The following is a 19,349-nucleotide window of genomic DNA, read 5'->3' as shown; positions in this document are numbered from 1 at the left end:
CCTCCTGACGCATGGAATATTCAACCAAGCAAGTGCTTGGTTGCTCCCTGTGACAAAAACAATAAACAAGGAGGCCCCGTGGCCAGTGCAGTTCGTTTACCGCTTGACCTGTTCTTCGAACGTGAGTCGCGTCACCCCAACAAAACCTACCTGATCCAACCGCAGGCGGGGGGCCAGGTCGAACAGCTGAGCTGGGCCGAGGTAGGTGACCAAGCTCGACGAGCTGCCGCCTGGCTGCGCAGCCTGGAGCTGGAGCCCGGCAGCAAAATCGCGATCATCTCGAAAAACTGCGCACACTGGATTGTCACCGACCTGGCGATCTGGATGGCTGGCCACGTCTCCGTGCCCCTTTATCCCAATCTCACCGCCGAATCGATGCGCCAGGTACTGGAGCATGCGGAGGCGAAGGTGGCCTTTATCGGTAAGCTCGACGACTGGCCAGCAATGGCGCCAGGGCTGCCGGCGGGAGTACTGACCGTGGCCCTGCCGCTGCATGCGCCCGGCAATTTCGATAAACAGTGGAGTGACCTGCAGGCGTGTGCGCCAATTCAGGATCGGCCCGCGCCTGCGCCTGAGCAGCTCGCCACTATCATCTACACCTCCGGTACTACCGGGATGCCCAAGGGCGTGATGCACAGCTTCGGCAACTTCGGTTTTACCGCCAGCCACGCTACGGAGCTGTTCGGTGTGGGTGAGGATGACCGCGTGCTGTCCTATCTGCCGCTGTGCCACGTGGCGGAACGCATGTTCGTCGAGCTGAACTCGCTCTACAGCGGGCTTACCGTGTTCTTTGCCGAGAGTCTCGATACCTTCCTCGAAGACCTGCGCCGGGCGCGGCCGACGGTATTCTTTGGCGTGCCGCGCATCTGGACCAAGTTCCAGATGGGCGTATACGCCAAAATGCCGGCCAAGAAACTGGATTTCCTGCTATCCCTGCCGCTCGTTGGCCGTCTGGTCGGGCGCAAGGTACTGCGTGGCCTGGGGCTGGACGCGGTCCGCTTCGGCCTTTCCGGCGCCGCGCCGGTGCCAGATGCGCTGCTGGCCTGGTATCGACGCCTGGGCCTGGAGTTGCAGGAGGTCTACGGCATGACCGAGAACTGTGGTTACTCGCATGTGTGCCGGCCTGGCAAGTTCAAGTCTGGCTGGATTGGCCAGAACAACCCGGGCGTCGAGGTTCGTATCAGCGACGTGGGTGAAGTGTTGGTGCGCAGTGGCTCGACCATGCAGGGCTACTACAAGGAGCCAGGCAAGACCGCCGAAGCGATGACCGAGGACGGCTTCCTGCGTACCGGCGACAAGGGCGAGCAGGACGCCGAGGGCAACCTGCGCCTGACCGGGCGGATCAAGGAAATCTTCAAGACCAGCAAGGGCAAGTACGTCGCCCCGGCGCCCATCGAGAACCGCCTGGCCGTGCACAGCCATATCGAACAGGTCTGCGTGGTTGGCGACGGCCTGCCCCAGCCGCTCGCTCTGTGCGTGCTGTCCGAGGCCGGGCGCAAGGAGCCGCGCGAGGAGCTTGAGGGCAGCCTCAAGCGTCTGCTGGAGGAAACCAATCAGGTGCTGGACAAGCATGAGCAGCTCAATGGTCTGGTGCTGGTGCCCGAAGTATGGGCGGTGGAGAACGGCTTTCTGACACCGACGCTGAAGATCAAGCGGGCGTCGGTGGAGAGTGTCTATGGTCCGCACTTCGGGGCTTGGGGCGAGCGGCGCGAGGGGGTGGTTTGGCATCAGCAGGTCAGTTGAGCATCTTTGGAATGGGGGCGCTCTGATACTGGACTGGCAAGATTGTGTTTGCCTGATTCGGTGTCCAGCCGTTTTCAGAGCGAGCTGAAGGCTCCGGTTTCGCCCCTCCCGGGCGAGTCACTTTCTCTTGTCTGGCCAAGAGAAAGTAACCAAAGAGAAGGCCACCCCGGCATCCGGCCCCGCCTGCGGCGGGGTTCCCTCCTTCCGGTGTCGCTCCGGGGGCCGTCACGAAGGGACGTCCCTGTCCCTTCGTTCCTCGCTCGGCGTCCTGCCTCGCGTCCCCCTGCGCAACACCTCCACTCGGCCTCCTGACGGGGACTTGGGTTCCGAGTTGCTTGAGCGGTTTTCTTTCTCTCTTGGTTTTCCGATGCGAGCCATCAGGCAGCACCCAAGGCCCCTTCAGGAGGCCGAGTGGAATCGTTGCGTAAGGGTTAGAGCGGCATGGATGCCGCGAGAGGCGCGATGGGCCACGGAGGGCCCTTCGCGACGTGCCCCTGGAGCAGCGATGGAGCGAGCGAACCCGGAGCGAAGCGCAGGGCCGGATGCAGGGGCAAGCGGTTTTGCTTACTTTTGTCCCGGTCGGGCATGACGCGATTGGCAAAAGTAAGTCGCCCGGCGGGGCGAAATAGGAAGTATCGGTAAGCGAGGAAAACGGTCGGACAAGGATCAAGTACACGTGATCAGCCCAGCGCTGAGGCCTCATGCCTCACTCAACGCAAAAAAACCCGGCCATACGGCCGGGCGAGGCACTACTCCGCAGGAGCGAAGGGGATCAGGCAGTTTCTGCCAAAGCTTCAATCTGTTGCTGCGCCGCCACTTCACCGATCACCAGAATCGCCGGGCTTTTCAGCTGAAAGTCTTGAGCGGCCTGCTGCATGCCAGCCAGGGTACTGCGGCATTCGCGCTGCTGCGGCAGCGAGGCGTTCTCGATCATCGCCACCGGCATGTCGGCGCGCATGCCGCCGGCCAGCAGGCTTTCGCGGATTTCCGGCAGCTTGGCCACGCCCATGTACACCACCAGGGTGGTGCCGCCCTGGGCCAGGGCCTGCCAGTTGAGGCTGCTGTCGTCCTGGGTGTGGGCGGTGACCAGGGTCACGCCGCGGGCCACGCCACGCAGGGTCAGCGGGATGCCGCAGTTGGTGGCGCCGGCCAGGCCGGCGGTGATGCCGTTGACCATTTCCGCTTCGACGCCGTGCTCGGCCAGCCAGTCGGCTTCCTCGCTGCCACGACCGAAGATGCACGGGTCGCCGCCTTTCAGGCGTACCACGCACTTGCCCTGACGGGCGTAGCGCAGCATCAGGCGGTGGATGAAGGCCTGCGGGGTAGAGCGGCAGCCGCCGCGCTTGCCCACCGGCACCACGCGGGCAGCGGGGCAGTGCTCAAACACGGCCGGGTTGACCAGGTCGTCGATCATCACCACGTCGGCCTGGTTGAGAGCTTTCACTGCCTTGAGGGTCAGCAATTCCGGGTCGCCGGGGCCAGCGCCTACCAGCCAGACTTTTGCGCTCATGCTTATCTCCTCATCACTGCGCCGGGATCGCCAGTGGCTAATCCGGCCTAGGGTTGTTTCAGGCTTCTACCGCTACGGGCTGCGTGGCCAGTAGTCGTTTGATTTCCGGCACGCACGAGCCACAGCTGGTGCCGCACTTCAGTTCGTTCTTCAGACCATTCAGATCCAGTCCGCGAGCGATGCCGGCGCAGACCGCGTCCTGGCTGACGTTCATGCAGTTGCACAGGGTTTTGCTGGCCTTGACCCCTCCACCGGGTGGCGTGGCCAGCGGGGCCAGCAGCCAGCGGCGCAGGTCGGTGTCGGCCTTGCCTTCCTGCCACATCCCCTTGAGCCAGTCGCGGGCAGCGGTTTCACCGGCCAGGCGGATGGCGACGATGCGCCCGTCCTCGATACGGATGCGTTTGCCCACGGCGCGCTGCGGGTCGTCGTAGGTCAGCACCGGGCCCTGATCGACCCCCAACAGGGCATCAATCTGTGCCAGCAGTGCGGTATCGGGCGCCGTGGCGCAGGCGGCGCGCAACAGCAGTGCGGGGCGTTCTTCGCGGCCGGTCGGGTTCAGGCTGGCGTAAGCGAAACTTTCGAACAGCGGACGCAGGGCGTTGAAGCGGCGCTGTACATCGCCTTCGACCAGGGCAAACAGCTGCCAGGGCAGCTCGGCCTTGGCGACCTGCACGCCGCTGATCTTCAGCTCCGGCTGTTTGGAGAGCGGATCGAACGCCGGTTGGGTCAGCACATTGGTGCCCAGGCCCTTGAGGAAACGGTCGCCCCAATGCATCGGCAGATAGGCCTGGCCCGCTTGCAGGCTGTCGTCAGCCTGCACTGGCAGAGTCAGTCGGCCGCGACGGCTGCGCAGCTCGACCAGATCACCGCTTTGCAGGCCGCGCTGGCTCAGCTCGATCGGATGCAGGCCGAGCAGCGCTTCCGGCACATGACCAAACAAGCGCGCGGCGGTGCCGGTGCGGCTCATACCGTGCCACTGGTCGCGCAGGCGGCCGGTGTTGAGCAGCAGCGGGAAGTCCTTCTCCTGGCGTTCCCTGGCCGGCACGTAGGCATCGGCGACGAACTGGGCACGGCCGCTGGCGGTGGGAAAGCGGCCATCCCGGTACAGGCGTGCGGTGCCCTGCTGGGCGCCGGCGGGGAAGGGCCATTGTTGCGGACCTTGGTTGTCCAGAATCGCGTAGCTGAGACCGGACAGATCCAGGTCGCGACCGCTGGTGAGGTGCTTGTATTCCTCGAACAGCATTTCTGCGCTGAGGAAGTTGAACAGGCTTGGCAGGCCGGGGCGGAGCAGTTGTTCGAGGCGACGGGCGAAGTCGGTGGTGATCGCCCAGTCCGGCCGCGCCTCTGCGGGCGCTGGCACGGCGCGGCGCACGTGGGTCACGCGCCGCTCGGAGTTGGTTACGCTGCCTTCCTTTTCGCCCCAGCTGGCGGCCGGGAGCAGAAGGTCGGCGTATTTGCAGGTTTCGGTAGTGAAGAAGGCTTCCTGTACTACCACGAAGGGGCACAGGGTCAGCGCTTCGTGGATCTTCTGCTGGTCCGGCAGGGACTGGGCCGGATTGGTGCAGGCGATCCACAGGGCCTTGATCTTGCCGGCACGCACCGCCTCGAACAGCTCCACGGCGGTCAGGCCGGGCTTGCTCGGCAGTTCGTCGACACCCCAGTAGCGGGCGACCTCGGCGCGGTGCTCGGCATTGCCGGCCTCGCGGTGGCCGGGAAGCAGGTTGCTCAGGCTGCCGGTTTCGCGCCCGCCCATGGCGTTGGGCTGGCCGGTCAGCGAGAAGGGGCCGGCGCCGACCTTGCCGATCTGTCCGGTGGCCAGGTGCAGGTTGATCAGTGCGCTGTTCTTGGCGCTACCGGCGCTGGACTGGTTGAGGCCCATGCACCACAGCGAGAGAAAGGCCGGCGACTGGCCGATTAGCTCGGCCGCTTGGCGCAGGTCATCTTCATCGATGCCGCACAGCCGCGCGACTTCGCTTGGCGGGTAGTCGGCGGCCAGCTCGCGCAGGGTTTCGAAGCCTTCGGTGTGGTTCTCGATATAGGCCGGGTCGTAATTGCCGCCAGCCAGCAGCAGATGCAGCAGGCCGTGGAACAGGGCCACATCGGTGCCGGGGGCGATGGCCAGATGCAGATCGGCCAGCTCGCAGGTGTCGGTGCGCCGTGGGTCGACCACGATGATCTTCATCTCGGGCCGCGCGGCCTTGGCGGCTTCCAGACGGCGGAACAGGATCGGGTGGGCGTAGGCCATGTTGCTGCCGGCGATCAGCAGGCAGTCTGCCTGTTCGATGTCCTCGTAGCTGCACGGCGGGGCGTCGGCGCCCAGGCTGCGCTTGTAACCGACCACCGCCGAGCTCATGCACAGGCGCGAGTTGGAGTCGATGTTGTTGGTGCCGACCAGGGCGCGGGCCAGCTTGTTGAAGGCGTAGTAGTCCTCGGTCAGCAGCTGACCGGAGATGTAGAACGCCACGCTGTCCGGGCCGTGATCGCGGATGGTCTCGGCGAACACGCTGGCGGCGTGATCCAGGGCGTTGTCCCAGCTGCTGCGGCTGCGGGCCAGAGCCTTGCCCAGACGCAGCTCGGGGTAGAGCGCGCGGGCATCGAGATCGCCGGTCAGGTGCAGGGTCGAGCCCTTGCTGCACAGCTTGCCGAAGTTGGCCGGGTGCGCGGGGTCGCCGCGCACGCCGCTGATGCGTTCGCCATCGTGGTCGATCAGCACGCCACAGCCGACGCCGCAGTAGCAGCAGGTCGCGGCGGTGGTGTGCAGGACGGGATTGGGGGCAGGCAGGGTCATCGGCTCAGGCACCTATACCGCTGGTGTCGCCAAACATCAGGTGGTCGCGCACCTGGCTGATGTTGGCGTTGTTGCGGATTTGCTGGAAATACCAGCCGCCATCCAGGGTGTCGCCGTACAGGCAGCCGCCGACCAGCACGTCGTCCTTGATCACCAGCTTCTTGTAGATGTTGCTGATGGGGTCGTTGAGGGTGATGGTTTCGGTGCCTTCGCCGCCCATGAAGTCGCCGGCCGAGAACAGCTCGATGCCGGTGACCTTGAGCTTGGTGGACACCACCGAGCCCTTGTAGCGGGCAGTGCCGAGCATGGCCAGGTGGTTGGCACAGACCTGGGCTTGCTCGAACAGTGGCGCCACCAGGCCATAGGCGATACCGCGGTGGTTGGCGCATTCGCCAATGGCGTAAACCCTTGGGTCGTAGGTCTGCAGGCAGTCGTCGACCAGAATGCCGCGGTTGCAGGGAATGCCGGCCTTTTCCGCCAGTTCGGTGCAGGGGCGGATGCCGGCGGCCATCACCACCAGGTCGGCGGGAATCACGTCGCCGCTCTTGAACTGCACGGCACAGACCCGGCCGCTACCGTAGTCCAGAAGTTCTTCGGTCTGCTCGTTGAGACGGAAACGGATGCCTCGGGCCTCCAGAGCTGCCTGCAGCAGCTTGCCGGCGGCCTTGTCCAGTTGACGCTCCAGCAGCCAGTCGGCGAGGTGCACCACGGTTACGTTCATGCCACGCTGGCGCAGGCCGTTGGCGGCCTCCAGGCCGAGCAGTCCGCCGCCGATGACCACCGCGTGGCTGTGGTTGCGGGCGGTTTCGATCATGCTCTGAGTGTCGGCGATGTCACGGTAGGCGATCACGCCCGGCAGGCGATTGCCCGGCACCGGCAGGATGAAGGGGGTGGAGCCGGTGGCCAGGAGCAGGCGATCGTATTCGGCGGTGCTGCCGTCGTCGGCGGTGACGATGCGCTTCTTGCGATCGATATGCACCACCTTGCGGCCCATGCGCAGGTCGATGTTGTTGTCGCGGTACCAGCTCAGGTCGTTGAGCACGATGTCATCGAAGTTCTGCTCGCCGGCCAGTACGGGGGAGAGCAGGATGCGGTTGTAGTTGGGGTGCGGCTCGGCACCGAACACGGTGATGTCGTAGAGGTCCGGGGCGAGCTTGAGCAGCTCTTCCAGGGTGCGTACCCCGGCCATGCCGTTACCTACCAGTACCAGCTTGAGTTTTTTCATGCCGGCCATCTCCTGCATCTCTAATCACGGAAAACAAAAAAGGCGTCCCGCTAGCTCACTAGCGAGGACGCCTTTGTCCTTGTCCCGATCTGTCGGGAGGCACCACCTTCTACGTTGAAGGCGCTGCCTTTATGTAATGTCGGTATTCACCAAGCATGCGCCGTGCCAAAAGCCGCAAGCCCGCGAATTGCGGGTTTGCGCGAGGGCTAGGGCGGTGCTGCGGGTAGGGGTGCACTCGATTGAGGCCGGCTCGCCTCGTCGTGGTGCGAAATGGCTCAGGGCGCCTTGCGAATCTGGCTCGTCGTCCATTCAAGCAACTGCTCGGCCAGCCGGTCGCTGGCCTGCCCGAAAGCCTGCACTACGGCGGGCACCTGAGCATCCTGAGTGGGCTGGCGTATGACGAAGCTGCGACTGGCCAGTACGCTCTGATCCCGGCTGCGTACCAGGCGGGCATCGAAGCGGATGCGGGCCTCGGGGCGCCCATCCTGGTACTCGCTCTGGAAGGCCAGCAGGTTGCCGATCAGCTTGTAATCGCTGTGCAGGTGCTGCATGTCGCTGCTCAGCGCGGCAAAGCGGCCGTCATTCTGGAAGGCTTCCAGCAGCTGGTCGCGCAACAGGGCCGGGGCTGGGTCGCTCCAGCGCGCGCCTTTGTAGTTGGTGATCTCACTGCCCTGCGGCACGACGGCGATGCGGGTGCTGTCGAGCGTCAGGCTGGCCTGCGGCCGGCTGATGCTGAGCGATGTGTTCAGACTCTGGTTGCTGGCCTTGATCTGCGAGTTGGGGAGCAGGTAGGTCTGCACCTGTTCGGCCTTGGGCAGCACCGAGCAGCCAGCAAGCAACAGCAGGCCGGCCAGGCAGCTGTGACGCAACGGCGATGGGATCATGGCTGAAATTCCTTGTTCTGTTGATGATCCAGCAGCAAGGCGCCGGGGTTTTCGGAGAGTTGCCGGGTCATCTGCCGCAGCGCCGCGAGGGTGCTGCGCAGCTCACCAATGGCCGGGCCGAGTTCAGCCAGGCCCTGCATGCCGCCGCTGAGGGCATCCTGGTTGCGCTCGATGAGTTGCTCGATGTCGCGGCTGCTGTCTTCCAGGCTGGCCATGGCCCTGGCGGCCGAGTTCATGGCGCTGCGGCCTTGCTGATCGACCAGGCTGTTGGCATTGCGCAGGGTGCTGGCGCCCTGGGTCAGCATGTCATTGGCCTGCCGGCTGGCGGCAGCCAGGTTGCTCAGGGCTTCACGGATCTCGTCACGACGCTCGGCCACACTGCCGGTCATCTGCTCCAGGTGCGCCATGGTTTGCCCCATGCGTTCGATGTTTTCGTCGGAGAACATGCGGTTGGCATTGAGCAGCAGCTTGTTGATGTTACTGACCAGATCCTCGCCGTTATCGAGTAGACGAGCCAGCGGTGATGGCTCGGCGGTGATCCGGGTGGGCTGGTCATTGTTGGTGAGCAGTGGCGGGCTGTCCGGGGTTCCGCCGTAGAGCTGGATGGCGGCGCTGCCAGTGATGCTGGTCAGCGCCAGGCGGACATGGGTGTCCTGCTTGAGCGGGGTGGCACCGGCCACTCGAATACGCGCCCTGACCCGGCGTGGGTCCTGCGGGTCCAGGCTCAGGTCGGTGACGTCGCCCACGACAATACCGCTGTATTGCACGGGGCTGCCCACGGACAGGCCGCTGACCGGCTCGTTGAATATCACGTCGTACAGTTTGAACTCGCGGTCTACCTGGGATTTACCCAGCCACAGGGCGAAGAGCAGGGCACTGCCGACGGCGATCACGGTGAACAGCCCGATGAGAATGTGATGGGCACGGGTTTCCATCAGCGGCACTCCTGGTTGGCGGCGCGTTGCGCCGCTCGGCCTCGTGGGCCGTGAAAGTAATCGCGAATCCAGGCGTCGTCGGTGGCTTCGACTTCTTCCAGCGGACCTGCGACCAATACGCGCTTCTGCGACAGCACGGCCACGCGATCGCAGATGGTATAGAGCGTGTCGAGGTCGTGGGTGACCAGAAATACGCTCAGGCCCAAGGCATCGCGCAGGGTCAGGATCAGTTGGTCGAAGGCCGCGGCACCAATCGGGTCGAGGCCCGCCGTGGGTTCGTCGAGAAAGAGGATTTCCGGGTCCAGGGCAATGGCCCTGGCCAGCGCAGCGCGCTTGACCATGCCACCGGACAGCGAGTCCGGGTACTTATCGCCGGCATCAGCAGGCAGGCCCGCCAGGCCCACCTTGACCCTGGCCAGGCGTTCAGCCTCGGGGCGCGGCAGACCGGCATGCTCGATCAGCGGCAGGGCGATGTTCTCGACCACGGTCAGCGAGGAGAACAGGGCGCCGCGCTGGAACAGCACGCCAAAGCGTCGCTCCAGCTCGGAGCGGCGTTTGGGCGGTGCTTCCAGCAGACTTTCCCCGAACACCTGGATCTGGCCAGCAGCGGGCCGCAGCAGGCCGACGATACTGCGCAGCAATACCGACTTGCCGGTGCCGGAGCCGCCGACCACGCCTAGCACCTCGCCGCGACGGATATCCAGGTCGAGATCCTGATGCACCACTTGCGTGCCGAACTGATTGCGCAGGCCGCGTGCCTGTACCAGGACGTCGTCGTTCACCAGCCCATCTCCATGAAGAACATGGCGGCGACTGCGTCAAGCAGGATCACCATGAAGATCGACTGCACCACGGCGGAGGTGGTGTGGTCGCCGACCGACTTGGCGCTACCGCCGGATTTGAAGCCTTCCAGGCAGCCGATGATGGCGATGATGAAGGCGAAGAAGGGTGCTTTGGCCAGGCCGATGTAGAAGTGTTTGACGGCGACATCCGTCTGCAAAATGCCGAGAAACAGGGTAGGAGAAATATCCAGCAGCAGGGTGCTGACCATGGCGCCACCGAGGATGCCGGACAGCATGGCGATAAAGGTGAGGATCGGCAGGCTGATCATCATGGCCAGGAGGCGCGGCAGCACCAGCAGCTCCACTGGGTTGAGGCCGAGCACGCGGATGGCGTCGATTTCCTCGTTGGCCTTCATCGAGCCGATCTGCGCAGTGAAGGCGCTGGCGGTACGGCCGGCCATGAGGATGGCGGTGAGCAGTACGCCAAATTCGCGGAGAAAGGAGAAGGCCACCAGATGAACGGTGTAGATCGTGGCGCCGAAGTTGGCGAGCACCGTGGCACCGAGGAAGGCGACGACGGCGCCGACCATGAAGGTCAGCAGTACGATGATGGGGATGGCATTCAGGCCGGTCTGCTCGACATGGGCTGCCAGCGAGGTGATACGCCAGCGACGAGGTTGGAACAGGCAGAGAAACAGGCTTTCCAGCGCAAGCCCGATGAAACCGAGCAGGGCGCGCAGCTGTTTCCAGTAGCCTTCGACGGCGCCGCCGATTTTTTCCAGCAACTCCAACGCGGCAGCGTGTTTGGCTGGGCGGGCGTGGGTGGGGGTGTGCGGCAGGGCTTCGGCGACGGTGCGCAGAAGCGCCAGGCGTTCGGCTGGTAGATCCTGGCTTTGGGTCAGTTGTTGCAGGCGCTCGTGGCCGATCCAGCGACCGAGCAGGGCGGCGCCAGCGGTGTCCAGACGCCCCAGTTGGCTAAGGTCCAGCGAGTATCCGTCGGCTGAGCCGGGCTGACGGGTCAGTTGGGCCTGGAGATGGGCGTAGTGCTGAAGCGTCCAGTCCCCTCTCAGTTGCAGGCGGGCGGGCTCTTCACTGCTGCTCTGGATGATGCTGCCAGCTTCCGACATGGGCGTCCTGCTGTGGGCTCGGGCCCGGATAAAACTGGGCGAAAAGCCTCTGGAACGCAAGTCTCAGCCGAGTATCAGCGCCAATAACATCAGGTTGAGCAGAAGCGAAGCCAGCGCAACTCCGCGCCAAACCTTCAGTAGCTCGCGCTCCAGCAGCGGGCGCGGGCGACTGGCCAGGGCCGCGCGCTCCCCCTGTTCGAGTTGCAGCAGCCATTCTTCAGCGGTTTCGAAACGCTCCTGCGGGTTGCTGGCCACGGCGCGTAGCAGGCACTCATCGAGCCAGGCGGGCAAGTCCGGGCGATAGCGGCTGGGCGGCGTGACCTTGCCGAAGCGCGGGTGCTGGAAGGCTTCGATCTCGCCGTAGGGGTAGTGGCCGGTGAGCAGGCGATAGAGAGTGACGCCGGTGGCATACAGATCCTGCCCTGGGTTCGGTTCGGCTCCGGTAAAGGCTTCCGGGGCGATATAGCTGGGCGTGCCGGGCAGGCTGTGCTGTTCGTCACGGGACAGGCCGGGGCAGTAGGCCAGGCCGAAGTCGAGCAGGCGCAGTTCGCCGTCGTCTCCCCACAGCAGGTTTTCCGGCTTGATGTCGCGGTGCAGGATATTGCGCCGGTGCAACATACCCACGGCCTTGAGCAGGCGCGGGGCGAGGTCCAGCCATTCCGTCAGACCCAGTTGGCCGCTTAGGCGCAGGTGTTCCTCCAGCGTCTGCCCGGCGTACTCGCGCTGCACGTAGTACAGGTGCTGGCGCTGCGGCAGCGGGTGCAGTTCGGGGAAGTGGCGGCCAGCCACGCGGCGCAGGAACCACTCCTCCAACAGCAGCGCCGGGCCGGCCAGTTCTTCGTCGCGGCGAGTGTCTGGCAGGGTCTTGAGTATCCAGCGGCGCGATTGCGCATCACGCACCCGGTAGACCAGCGACTGGCGCGACTCGGCCAGCAGGCGCTCGACTTGCCAGCCTTCGAAGTCCTGTCCCTCGCGCAGGCGTGGCGGCAGTGGCCAGTGGCTGAGCTGGGCAAGGGTATCGGCCAGGTTGTTGTCGGGCAGGTTCTCGATGCTGACCAGTACAGCGCTGGCATTGTCCTGGCTGCCGGCCAGATGGGCGGCGCCAACCAGCGCGCGGCAGGCGGCGGTGGGGTCGGCCTCGTCACTGAGCAGATTACGGATGGTGCTGTCACCGAGTGCCGACCAGACGCCATCGCTGACCAGCAGATAGCGCTCGCCCTGGCGCAGCTCGCCTTCCAGGTAGTCGACCACCAGGTGCTGATCCAGGCCCATGGCACGCTTGAGCACGTGCTGCATGCCGGGCTGCTCCCAGACATGGTCTTCGCTGAGTCGTTCCAGTTGCCCCTCGTACCAGCGGTACACGCGGCAGTCACCCACGTGCGCGAGGGTGAAGCGGCGCCCGCGCAGGACCAGGGCGGAGAGGGTGGTGAGCAACGGCTGACCACCGCCGTTGGCCTGTAGCCAGCGATTGTGGGCTACCAGCAGGCGGTCGAGTGATTGCGCCACGGCCCAGGTTTCCGGGGTGGCGTAGTAGTCCAGGGCCAGCGCCTGCAGGGTGGCTCGCGCGGCCAGGCCTCCGTCGGCACATTGACTGACGCCATCGGCCAGGGCCAGCAGGAAACCCTTGCTGGCGGCCAGGCCTGGCGCCGGCGTGACCACGCGCACGGCATCCTGGTTTTCCGCGCGTGGGCCGGTGGCGGAGGCTTCGCCGAAACTCAGTTGCAGGGCCATAAGGCTTCTCGATAGGCGAAAGGCGCCGATCGGCGCCCGAAGGAAGTCAAGTCGGTTGAGACAAAGGCCGGGCCGTTGGTGCCCTAGGAGCGTTGCTACCTGACCAGTGCGATGAGCCTTGCCCGGCTCAGCCTTTGTCGCAACCGACCTGAGCAGGCGCCGCACAGGATGGCGGCGCCTGCTGCAGGTTATACGCGAGCTGCCGTGACGGCGGCGCTCCCCCAAGTGGTACGCCAGCGCAGCTTGACCCCGTGCAGACCGACCCAGGCCAGCACGCCGAGGCTGGCGAACAGCCACAGACCGAGCTGATAGTCGCCAGTGGCCTGCTTGATGGCGCCCAGGCCTGCGGTGAGGCAGAAGCCGCCGATGCCACCGGCCATGCCGACCAGACCGGTCATCACGCCGATCTCTTTACGGAAACGCTGCGGCACCAGCTGGAATACCGCGCCGTTGCCGGCGCCCAGGCTGAGCATGGCGGCGACGAACAGGGCCAGGGCGGCATAGGCGCTGGGCAGGTTGAAGCCCACGGCGGCGATGCAGATGGAGGCGCAGGTGTACATCATCAACAGAGAACGGATGCCGCCGATGCGGTCGGCCAGGGCACCGCCGAGCGGGCGCATCATGCTGCCGGCAAACACGCAGGCGGCGGTGTACAGGCCGGCTTTCACCGGGTCGAAGCCGTACTGGTCGTGGAAGTAGCCGGGCAGGGTGCTGGCCAGGCCGAGGAAGCCACCAAAGGTGATGCTGTAGAAGAACATGAACCACCAGCTGTCACGGTCACCCAGGGCTTTGAGGTAGTCGGCCATCGACTTTGGGGCCGGCCGCTCGGGGGCGTTCTTGGCCACGCTGGCGAAGATGATCAGGGTCAGCACCAGCGGGATCAGGGCCAGGCCGAACACGTTGCCCCATCCGAACAGTGCAGCCAGTGCCGGCGCGAACAGGGCCGCCAGCACGGTGCCGGAGTTGCCGGCGCCGGCGATGCCCATGGCCTTGCCCTGGTGCTGCGGCGGATACCACTGCGACGCCAGTGGCAGGGCCACGGCGAAGGAGGCACCGGCGAAGCCGAGGAACAGGCCGAGCAACAGGGCTTGCTCATAGCTCTGGATACCATGCAGCCAGGCTACCGCCAGCGCAGCGATGACGATTACCTGACCGAACAGGCCGGCTGCCTTGGGCGAAGTGCGATCCGCCAGGGCGCCCATGAACAGACGCAGCACGGCGCCGGCCAGAATGGGCGTTGCGACCATCATGGCGCGTTGCTGGGTGCTCAGGCCCAGGTCGGTGGCAATCTGTACGCCCAGCGGGCCGAGTACGTACCAGACCATGAAGCTCAGGTCGAAATAGAGAAAGGCGGCGAACAGCGTCGGTGCATGGCCGGCTTTCCAGAAACTTGTATTCATCCAACACCTCGTCAGGAAAGAGTCCCGGTGGACGGACGGCGCCGCGTTCGTGGGCACGTCGCCGGCCGCCTGCCGGGGTGGTTTCGGCTTGTGGCCGCAACCGAGTGGCCGAAGCCACAATCGTTATGAAGAGAGTCCTGGTCGACGCCCGGATCACGGCTCGTCCACCCGCCCCGATCGCTGGGGCCGAAACGCAAAAGGCGCCGCGCCACCCTGAGGGTGTCGCGACGCCTTTGTCGTATGTGGGCAGCCGCCGTTGGATGCCGATGTCACTAGCAAAGCAAGACTTGGGCCAGCATGCTGAGTCCAGGTAAATGGCCGGGATGAAGGCGAGTGAGCGTGGTGGCCTGTTTCGCAATGGTGCGATCGCTGTCGCCTGCGCACTCTATTGAGGCGATTTACAGCCAGTTCACCTCGGGAAATTTGTCGCGGAAGCTGTCTGGCATCTGGGTTACCTTGCCGGCGATGTAGTCGAAAAAGACAAAACCGGACTTGGCCAGGGCGATCAGCGTGCTGTCGGCGGGGCGGGTGATGCGGAAGATGATGTCGCCACCATAGCGGTTGAAGTCCATCACCCCGACTTCGAACAGCAACTGGTCGCGCGAATGCGACTCGGCGCGGTACATGGTGGCCAGGTCGGTGACGATGATGCCGTGCTGCTGATCGGCTTCGCGGATGCCGAAGTCATAAAGGAAGCGCGCCCGGGCCTCGGAGATCATCGAGATCATGGCGTCGTTGCCGAGGTGGTTGCTGGCGTTGATATCGGTGCTGCGTACAGTCATGTGGGTGCTGTAACAGAATTCTTGTTGCGAGAAGTCGAGCTGGAGACGGGCCATTACTGCTGCCTGATGAAAACGCGGGGGCCCAGTCTACCCTTGGTGCCCCGTTACGGAAGCAGCATTGCGCTGCTGAATAAGGAGTGTGCATGGAGTGGGGGATGACTGTGCAGGCCGGGCTGTGGGGCTGGCTGGCGGCCAGCAGCCTGTTGCTGGGGGCGATGATCGGTATGTTTGCCAGGTTGTCGCGCAAGGTGGTGGCCTCGGTCATGGCCTATGGCAGTGGGGTACTGATCGCCGCGGTCTGTTTCGAGCAGCTGCCGGATGCGCTGCGCCTGGGCGGCCATCTGCCGACTTTGGCGGGGATGTTCTGTGGCGGCGTGGTGTTCGTGCTGGCCAGTCGCTGGCTGGATGGCCTGCAAGGTGGCGGGCAGGGCGCGTTGGTGGGGCTGCTGATCGCCGCCGGAGCATTTCTCGATGGTATTCCCGAGTCGCTTGGGTTGGGCCTGGGCCTGCTCGATGGTGGCTCGGTAAGCCTGGTGATGCTGGTGGCGATCTTTCTCTCGAATCTGCCAGAGGGTCTGGCCAGTGCCGCCAGCTTGCGTGATGAAGGGCGCAGCAAGGCCTGGGTATTCGGTTTGTGGGCCGTCATCGTGCTGCTCTCGGGATTGGCGTCGATGGCCGGGCCTGGGCTATTCGCCGGCTTGCCCGACAGTTGGCTGGCCTTCGTGCTGGGCTTCTCGGCCGGTGCCGTGCTGTGCATGCTGGTGGACAGCATGATTCCCGAGGCCTTCGCTGAAACCCATGCGCTGACTGGGCTGATTACCCTGTCCGGCTTCATGACCGCGCTGGCGCTGGACAAGGTGCTCTGACCAGCGCTCGCCGCTTCCGCTACAATGCGCGGCGTTTTCGACTTGCCTGTGAGCCCGCCATGTCCTGCCAGAGCCCCATCATCGTTGCCCTCGACTTTCCTTCCCGTGACGCCGCCCTGGCGCTGGCGGATCGTCTCGACCCGAAGCTGTGCCGGGTCAAGGTGGGCAAGGAGCTGTTCACCCGCAGCGGCCCGGCCGTGGTGGAAACCCTGCAGGCCAAGGGCTTCGAGGTGTTCCTCGACCTGAAATTCCACGACATCCCCAATACCACGGCGATGGCGGTCAAGGCCGCTGCCGAATTGGGCGTGTGGATGGTCAACGTGCACTGCTCCGGCGGCCTGCGCATGATGGCGGCCTGCCGCGAGGAGCTGGACAAACTCTCCGGCGCCAAGCCGCTGCTGATCGGCGTGACCGTGCTGACCAGCATGGAGCAGAGCGACCTGGCCGGCATCGGCCTGGATATCGCTCCGCAGGAGCAGGTGCTGCGCCTGGCCGGTCTGGCCGCGCAGGCGGGTATGGACGGTCTGGTTTGCTCGGCCCAGGAGGCGCCGGCGCTGAAAGCCGCGCAGCCGTCCCTGCAGCTGGTGACCCCGGGCATCCGCCCGGCCGGCAGCGCGGCCGACGACCAGCGCCGCATCCTGACCCCGGCCGATGCGATCAAGGCCGGCTCCGACTTCCTGGTGATCGGTCGCCCGATCAGCCAGGCTGCCGACCCGGCCCAGGCCTTGGCAGCCGTGGTCGCCGAACTGGCCTGAGTCTGGCTACGCCTGCAGTTGACGTTGTAGGTTGGGCTGAGCACAGCGAAGCCCAACGGCGCCGCGGCGTCTACTCCTTGAGCATCTGCCGCAACACGTAGTGCAGGATGCCGCCGGCCTTGAAGTACTCCACCTCGTTCTGCGTGTCGATGCGGCACAGCACCTCGGCCTCTTCCTGGCTGCCGTCTTCGCGCTGAATGTTCAGCTTCAGGCTCATCTGGGGGCGCAGGCTTGCTTCGTTCAGGCCGGTAATGGTGACTTTTTCCCGCCCCGTCAGGCCCAGGCTCTTACGCGTCTGTCCACTCTTGAACTGCAGCGGCAGCACGCCCATGCCCACGAGGTTGGAGCGGTGGATGCGCTCGAAGCTTTCGGCGATTACCGCTTTCACACCCAGCAGGTTGGTGCCCTTGGCGGCCCAGTCGCGGGATGAGCCGGTGCCGTACTCCTTGCCGGCGAAAATCACCAGCGGTACGCCATCCTGCTGGTAGCGCATGGCGGCATCGTAGATCGCCAGCTTGTCGCCACTGGGCTGGTGCAGCGTGTTGCCGCCTTCCTCGCCGTCGAGCATTTCGTTCTTGATGCGGATATTGGCGAAGGTGCCGCGCATCATCACTTCATGATTGCCGCGGCGCGAACCGTAGGAGTTGAAGTCCGCCGGCGCCACGCCGTGCTCGCTCAGGTAGCGGCCGGCAGGGCTATCCTTTTTGATATTACCGGCGGGGGAGATGTGGTCGGTGGTTACCGAGTCGCCCAGCAGAGCGAGGATGCGGGCGCCCTGGATATCAGCGATCTGCGGTGGCTCGCCGGCAATGCCCTCAAAAAAGGGCGGATGCTGGATATAGGTGGAGTCCGCCTGCCACTGGTAGGTGGCTGCCTGCGGCACGGCGATGGCCTGCCACTGGGCGTCACCGGCGAACACCTCGGCGTACTCCTTGCGGAACATGGCGGTATCGACTTTGGTGATGGCTTCGGCGATCTCCGCCTGGCTGGGCCAGATGTCCTTGAGGTAGACCGCTTGGCCGTCCTTGCCCGTGCCCAGTGGTTCACTGGCCAGGTCGGTGCGTACGCTACCGGCCAGGGCATAGGCCACCACCAGTGGTGGCGAAGCCAGCCAGTTGGTTTTCACCAGAGGGTGTACGCGACCTTCGAAGTTGCGGTTGCCGGACAGCACCGAGGCTACCGTGAGATCGGCAGACTGAATGGCTGCCTCGATGGGGTCGAGCAGCGGCCCGGAGTTGCCGATGCAGGTGGTGCAGCCATAGCCGACCAGATCGAAGCCCAGTTCGTCCAGGTAACGGGTCAGCCCGGCAGCAGCAAAGTATTCGGTGACCACCTTGGAGCCGGGCGCCAGCGAACTCTTCACCCAGGGCTTGCGGGTCAGCCCTTTCTCCACGGCTTTCTTGGCCAGCAGCCCAGCAGCCATCATCACGCTGGGGTTGGAGGTGTTGGTGCAGGAGGTGATGGCGGCGATCACGACGGCGCCATTTTTCAGGCGATAGCGTTGGCCTTCGTGTTCATACTCGGCTTCGCCCACCAGCGCCTCGCTGCCGACAGCGGTGCCGCCACCACCCTCGCTCAGCAGGCGACCTTCTTCCTTGGCGGACGGTTTGAGTTGCAGGCCGACGAAGTCGTCGAAGGCTTGGCTGACCTGGCTCAGGGCCACGCGATCCTGCGGACGTTTGGGGCCGGCCAGGCTGGCCTCCACCTCGCCCAGGTCGAGGCTCAGGCTGTCGCTGAACGACGGCTCGTCACCCGGCTCGCGCCACAGACCCTGGGTTTTGCAGTAGGCCTCTACCAACTGCACGCTGTCTTCCGGGCGCCCGGACAGGCGCAAGTAGCCCAGGGTGATGTCGTCGACCGGGAAGAAGCCGCAAGTGGCGCCGTATTCCGGGGCCATGTTGGCGATGGTGGCGCGGTCGGCCAGGGGCAGGTCGGCCAGGCCATCGCCGTAGAATTCGACGAATTTGCCCACCACGCCCTTCTTGCGCAGCATCTGCGTCACGGTCAGCACCAGGTCGGTGGCGGTGATGCCTTGCTTGAGCTTGCCGCTGAGCTTGAAGCCGATCACTTCGGGAATCAGCATCGACACCGGCTGGCCGAGCATGGCGGCCTCCGCCTCGATGCCGCCGACGCCCCAGCCCAGCACGCCGAGGCCGTTGATCATGGTGGTGTGCGAGTCGGTGCCGACCAGGGTGTCGGGGAAGGCGAAGGTGGTGCCATCTTCCTCTTTGGTCCACACGCTGCGCGCCAGGTATTCCAGGTTGACCTGGTGGCAGATGCCGGTGCCCGGTGGCACCACGCGGAAGTTGTCGAAGGCACTCTGGCCCCAGCGCAGGAAGGCGTAGCGTTCGCCGTTGCGCTGCATTTCGATGTCGACGTTCTGTGCGAAGGCGGACGGCGAGGCGTACTTGTCGACCATCACGGAGTGGTCGATCACCAGGTCGACCGGCGACAGCGGGTTGATGCGCTGGGCATCACCGCCGGCTGCGGCCATGGCGGCGCGCATGGCCGCCAGATCGACCACGGCCGGCACGCCGGTGAAGTCCTGCATCAGTACCCGTGCCGGGCGGAACTGGATCTCGTGATCGCTGGAGCGATCTTTCAGCCAGTCGATCATGGCCTTGATGTCGTAGGCGCTGACCGTGGCATTGTCTTCGAAGCGCAGCAGGTTCTCCAGCAGCACCTTGAGTGACTTGGGCAAATGGCTGATGTCACCGAGGTTTTCGGCGGCATGTTGCAGGCTGTAGTAGTGGTAGGTCTTGCCAGCGATCTGCAGTTCGCGGCGGCAATTCAGGCTATCCAAAGAAGGCATCTGAGTCTC

The 19,349-nt window shown here is 65.0% G+C and carries 13 protein-coding genes and 1 pseudogene; 3 read left to right on the top strand and 11 right to left on the bottom strand.

Annotated elements, in window-relative coordinates; genetic code table 11:
• The first annotated feature begins 78 nt into the window (after positions 1–78).
• Entirely contained in the window at positions 79–1,743 is a 1,665-nt protein-coding gene (locus ACF8C6_RS16075; RefSeq protein ID WP_392500200.1) for an AMP-binding protein, read from the top strand.
• A 772-nt stretch (positions 1,744–2,515) separates the two neighbouring features.
• On the opposite strand, the gene cobA is transcribed toward ACF8C6_RS16075, so the two are convergent.
• From cobA to ACF8C6_RS16025, 10 genes and pseudogenes are all read right to left on the bottom strand, one after another.
• The gene (gene cobA, locus ACF8C6_RS16070) at positions 2,516–3,253 is read right to left on the bottom strand and encodes a uroporphyrinogen-III C-methyltransferase (RefSeq protein ID WP_392500199.1); all 738 of its coding nucleotides are present in this window, start codon (positions 3,251–3,253) and stop codon (positions 2,516–2,518) included.
• A gap of 58 nt (positions 3,254–3,311) precedes the next feature.
• The gene (locus ACF8C6_RS16065; protein ID WP_392500198.1) at positions 3,312–6,041 is read right to left on the bottom strand and encodes a molybdopterin-dependent oxidoreductase; all 2,730 of its coding nucleotides are present in this window, start codon (positions 6,039–6,041) and stop codon (positions 3,312–3,314) included.
• A 19-nt stretch (positions 6,042–6,060) separates the two neighbouring features.
• A pseudogene (locus ACF8C6_RS16060) lies at positions 6,061–7,266 on the bottom strand (NAD(P)/FAD-dependent oxidoreductase); the annotation flags it as partial.
• Positions 7,267–7,541: 275 nt separating this feature from the next.
• Complete coding sequence (locus tag ACF8C6_RS16055) at positions 7,542–8,150, bottom strand: ABC-type transport auxiliary lipoprotein family protein (protein WP_392500197.1); 609 nt, start codon at positions 8,148–8,150, stop codon at positions 7,542–7,544.
• Positions 8,147–9,085, bottom strand: coding sequence for an MlaD family protein (locus ACF8C6_RS16050; protein ID WP_392500196.1), 939 nt, complete (start codon positions 9,083–9,085; stop codon positions 8,147–8,149). Before ACF8C6_RS16050 ends, ACF8C6_RS16055 begins: the two co-directional genes overlap by 4 nt.
• Positions 9,085–9,870 (bottom strand): ABC transporter ATP-binding protein, encoded by a 786-nt coding sequence (locus ACF8C6_RS16045; RefSeq protein ID WP_392500248.1) that lies wholly within the window; start codon positions 9,868–9,870, stop codon positions 9,085–9,087. Before ACF8C6_RS16045 ends, ACF8C6_RS16050 begins: the two co-directional genes overlap by 1 nt.
• Positions 9,864–10,994: an ABC transporter permease gene (locus ACF8C6_RS16040; RefSeq protein WP_392500195.1), complete on the bottom strand. Its 1,131-nt coding sequence runs from the start codon at positions 10,992–10,994 to the stop codon at positions 9,864–9,866. The genes ACF8C6_RS16045 and ACF8C6_RS16040 overlap by 7 nt, the downstream gene beginning before the upstream one ends.
• Positions 10,995–11,057: 63 nt before the next feature.
• The gene (locus tag ACF8C6_RS16035) at positions 11,058–12,725 is read right to left on the bottom strand and encodes a protein kinase (RefSeq protein ID WP_392500194.1); all 1,668 of its coding nucleotides are present in this window, start codon (positions 12,723–12,725) and stop codon (positions 11,058–11,060) included.
• Between the two features lie 188 nt (positions 12,726–12,913).
• A complete protein-coding gene (locus tag ACF8C6_RS16030) occupies positions 12,914–14,125 on the bottom strand; it encodes a nitrate/nitrite transporter (RefSeq protein WP_392500193.1) in 1,212 nt (403 codons plus the stop codon).
• 398 nt (positions 14,126–14,523) lie between these two features.
• Positions 14,524–14,961, bottom strand: coding sequence for a thioesterase family protein (locus ACF8C6_RS16025; RefSeq protein ID WP_277690412.1), 438 nt, complete (start codon positions 14,959–14,961; stop codon positions 14,524–14,526).
• Positions 14,962–15,050: 89 nt separating this feature from the next.
• Between ACF8C6_RS16025 and ACF8C6_RS16020 the strand changes: the two genes are divergently transcribed.
• The gene (locus ACF8C6_RS16020) at positions 15,051–15,773 is read left to right on the top strand and encodes a ZIP family metal transporter (RefSeq protein WP_392500192.1); all 723 of its coding nucleotides are present in this window, start codon (positions 15,051–15,053) and stop codon (positions 15,771–15,773) included.
• A 59-nt stretch (positions 15,774–15,832) separates the two neighbouring features.
• On the top strand, positions 15,833–16,528 hold the full coding sequence (pyrF, locus tag ACF8C6_RS16015; RefSeq protein WP_392500191.1) for an orotidine-5'-phosphate decarboxylase: 696 nt from the start codon (positions 15,833–15,835) through the stop codon (positions 16,526–16,528).
• 70 nt (positions 16,529–16,598) lie between these two features.
• On the opposite strand, the gene acnA is transcribed toward pyrF, so the two are convergent.
• Entirely contained in the window at positions 16,599–19,340 is a 2,742-nt protein-coding gene (acnA, locus tag ACF8C6_RS16010) for an aconitate hydratase AcnA (RefSeq protein ID WP_392500190.1), read from the bottom strand.
• Between the last annotated feature and the right edge of the window lie 9 nt (positions 19,341–19,349).

Source organism: Pseudomonas sp. zbq_18 (assembly GCF_043102245.1).
In the GTDB taxonomy this organism is placed as follows: domain Bacteria; phylum Pseudomonadota; class Gammaproteobacteria; order Pseudomonadales; family Pseudomonadaceae; genus Aquipseudomonas.
The sequence above is the reverse complement of the archived record's forward strand: the minus strand, read 5'-3'. Positions and strand labels throughout refer to the sequence as shown.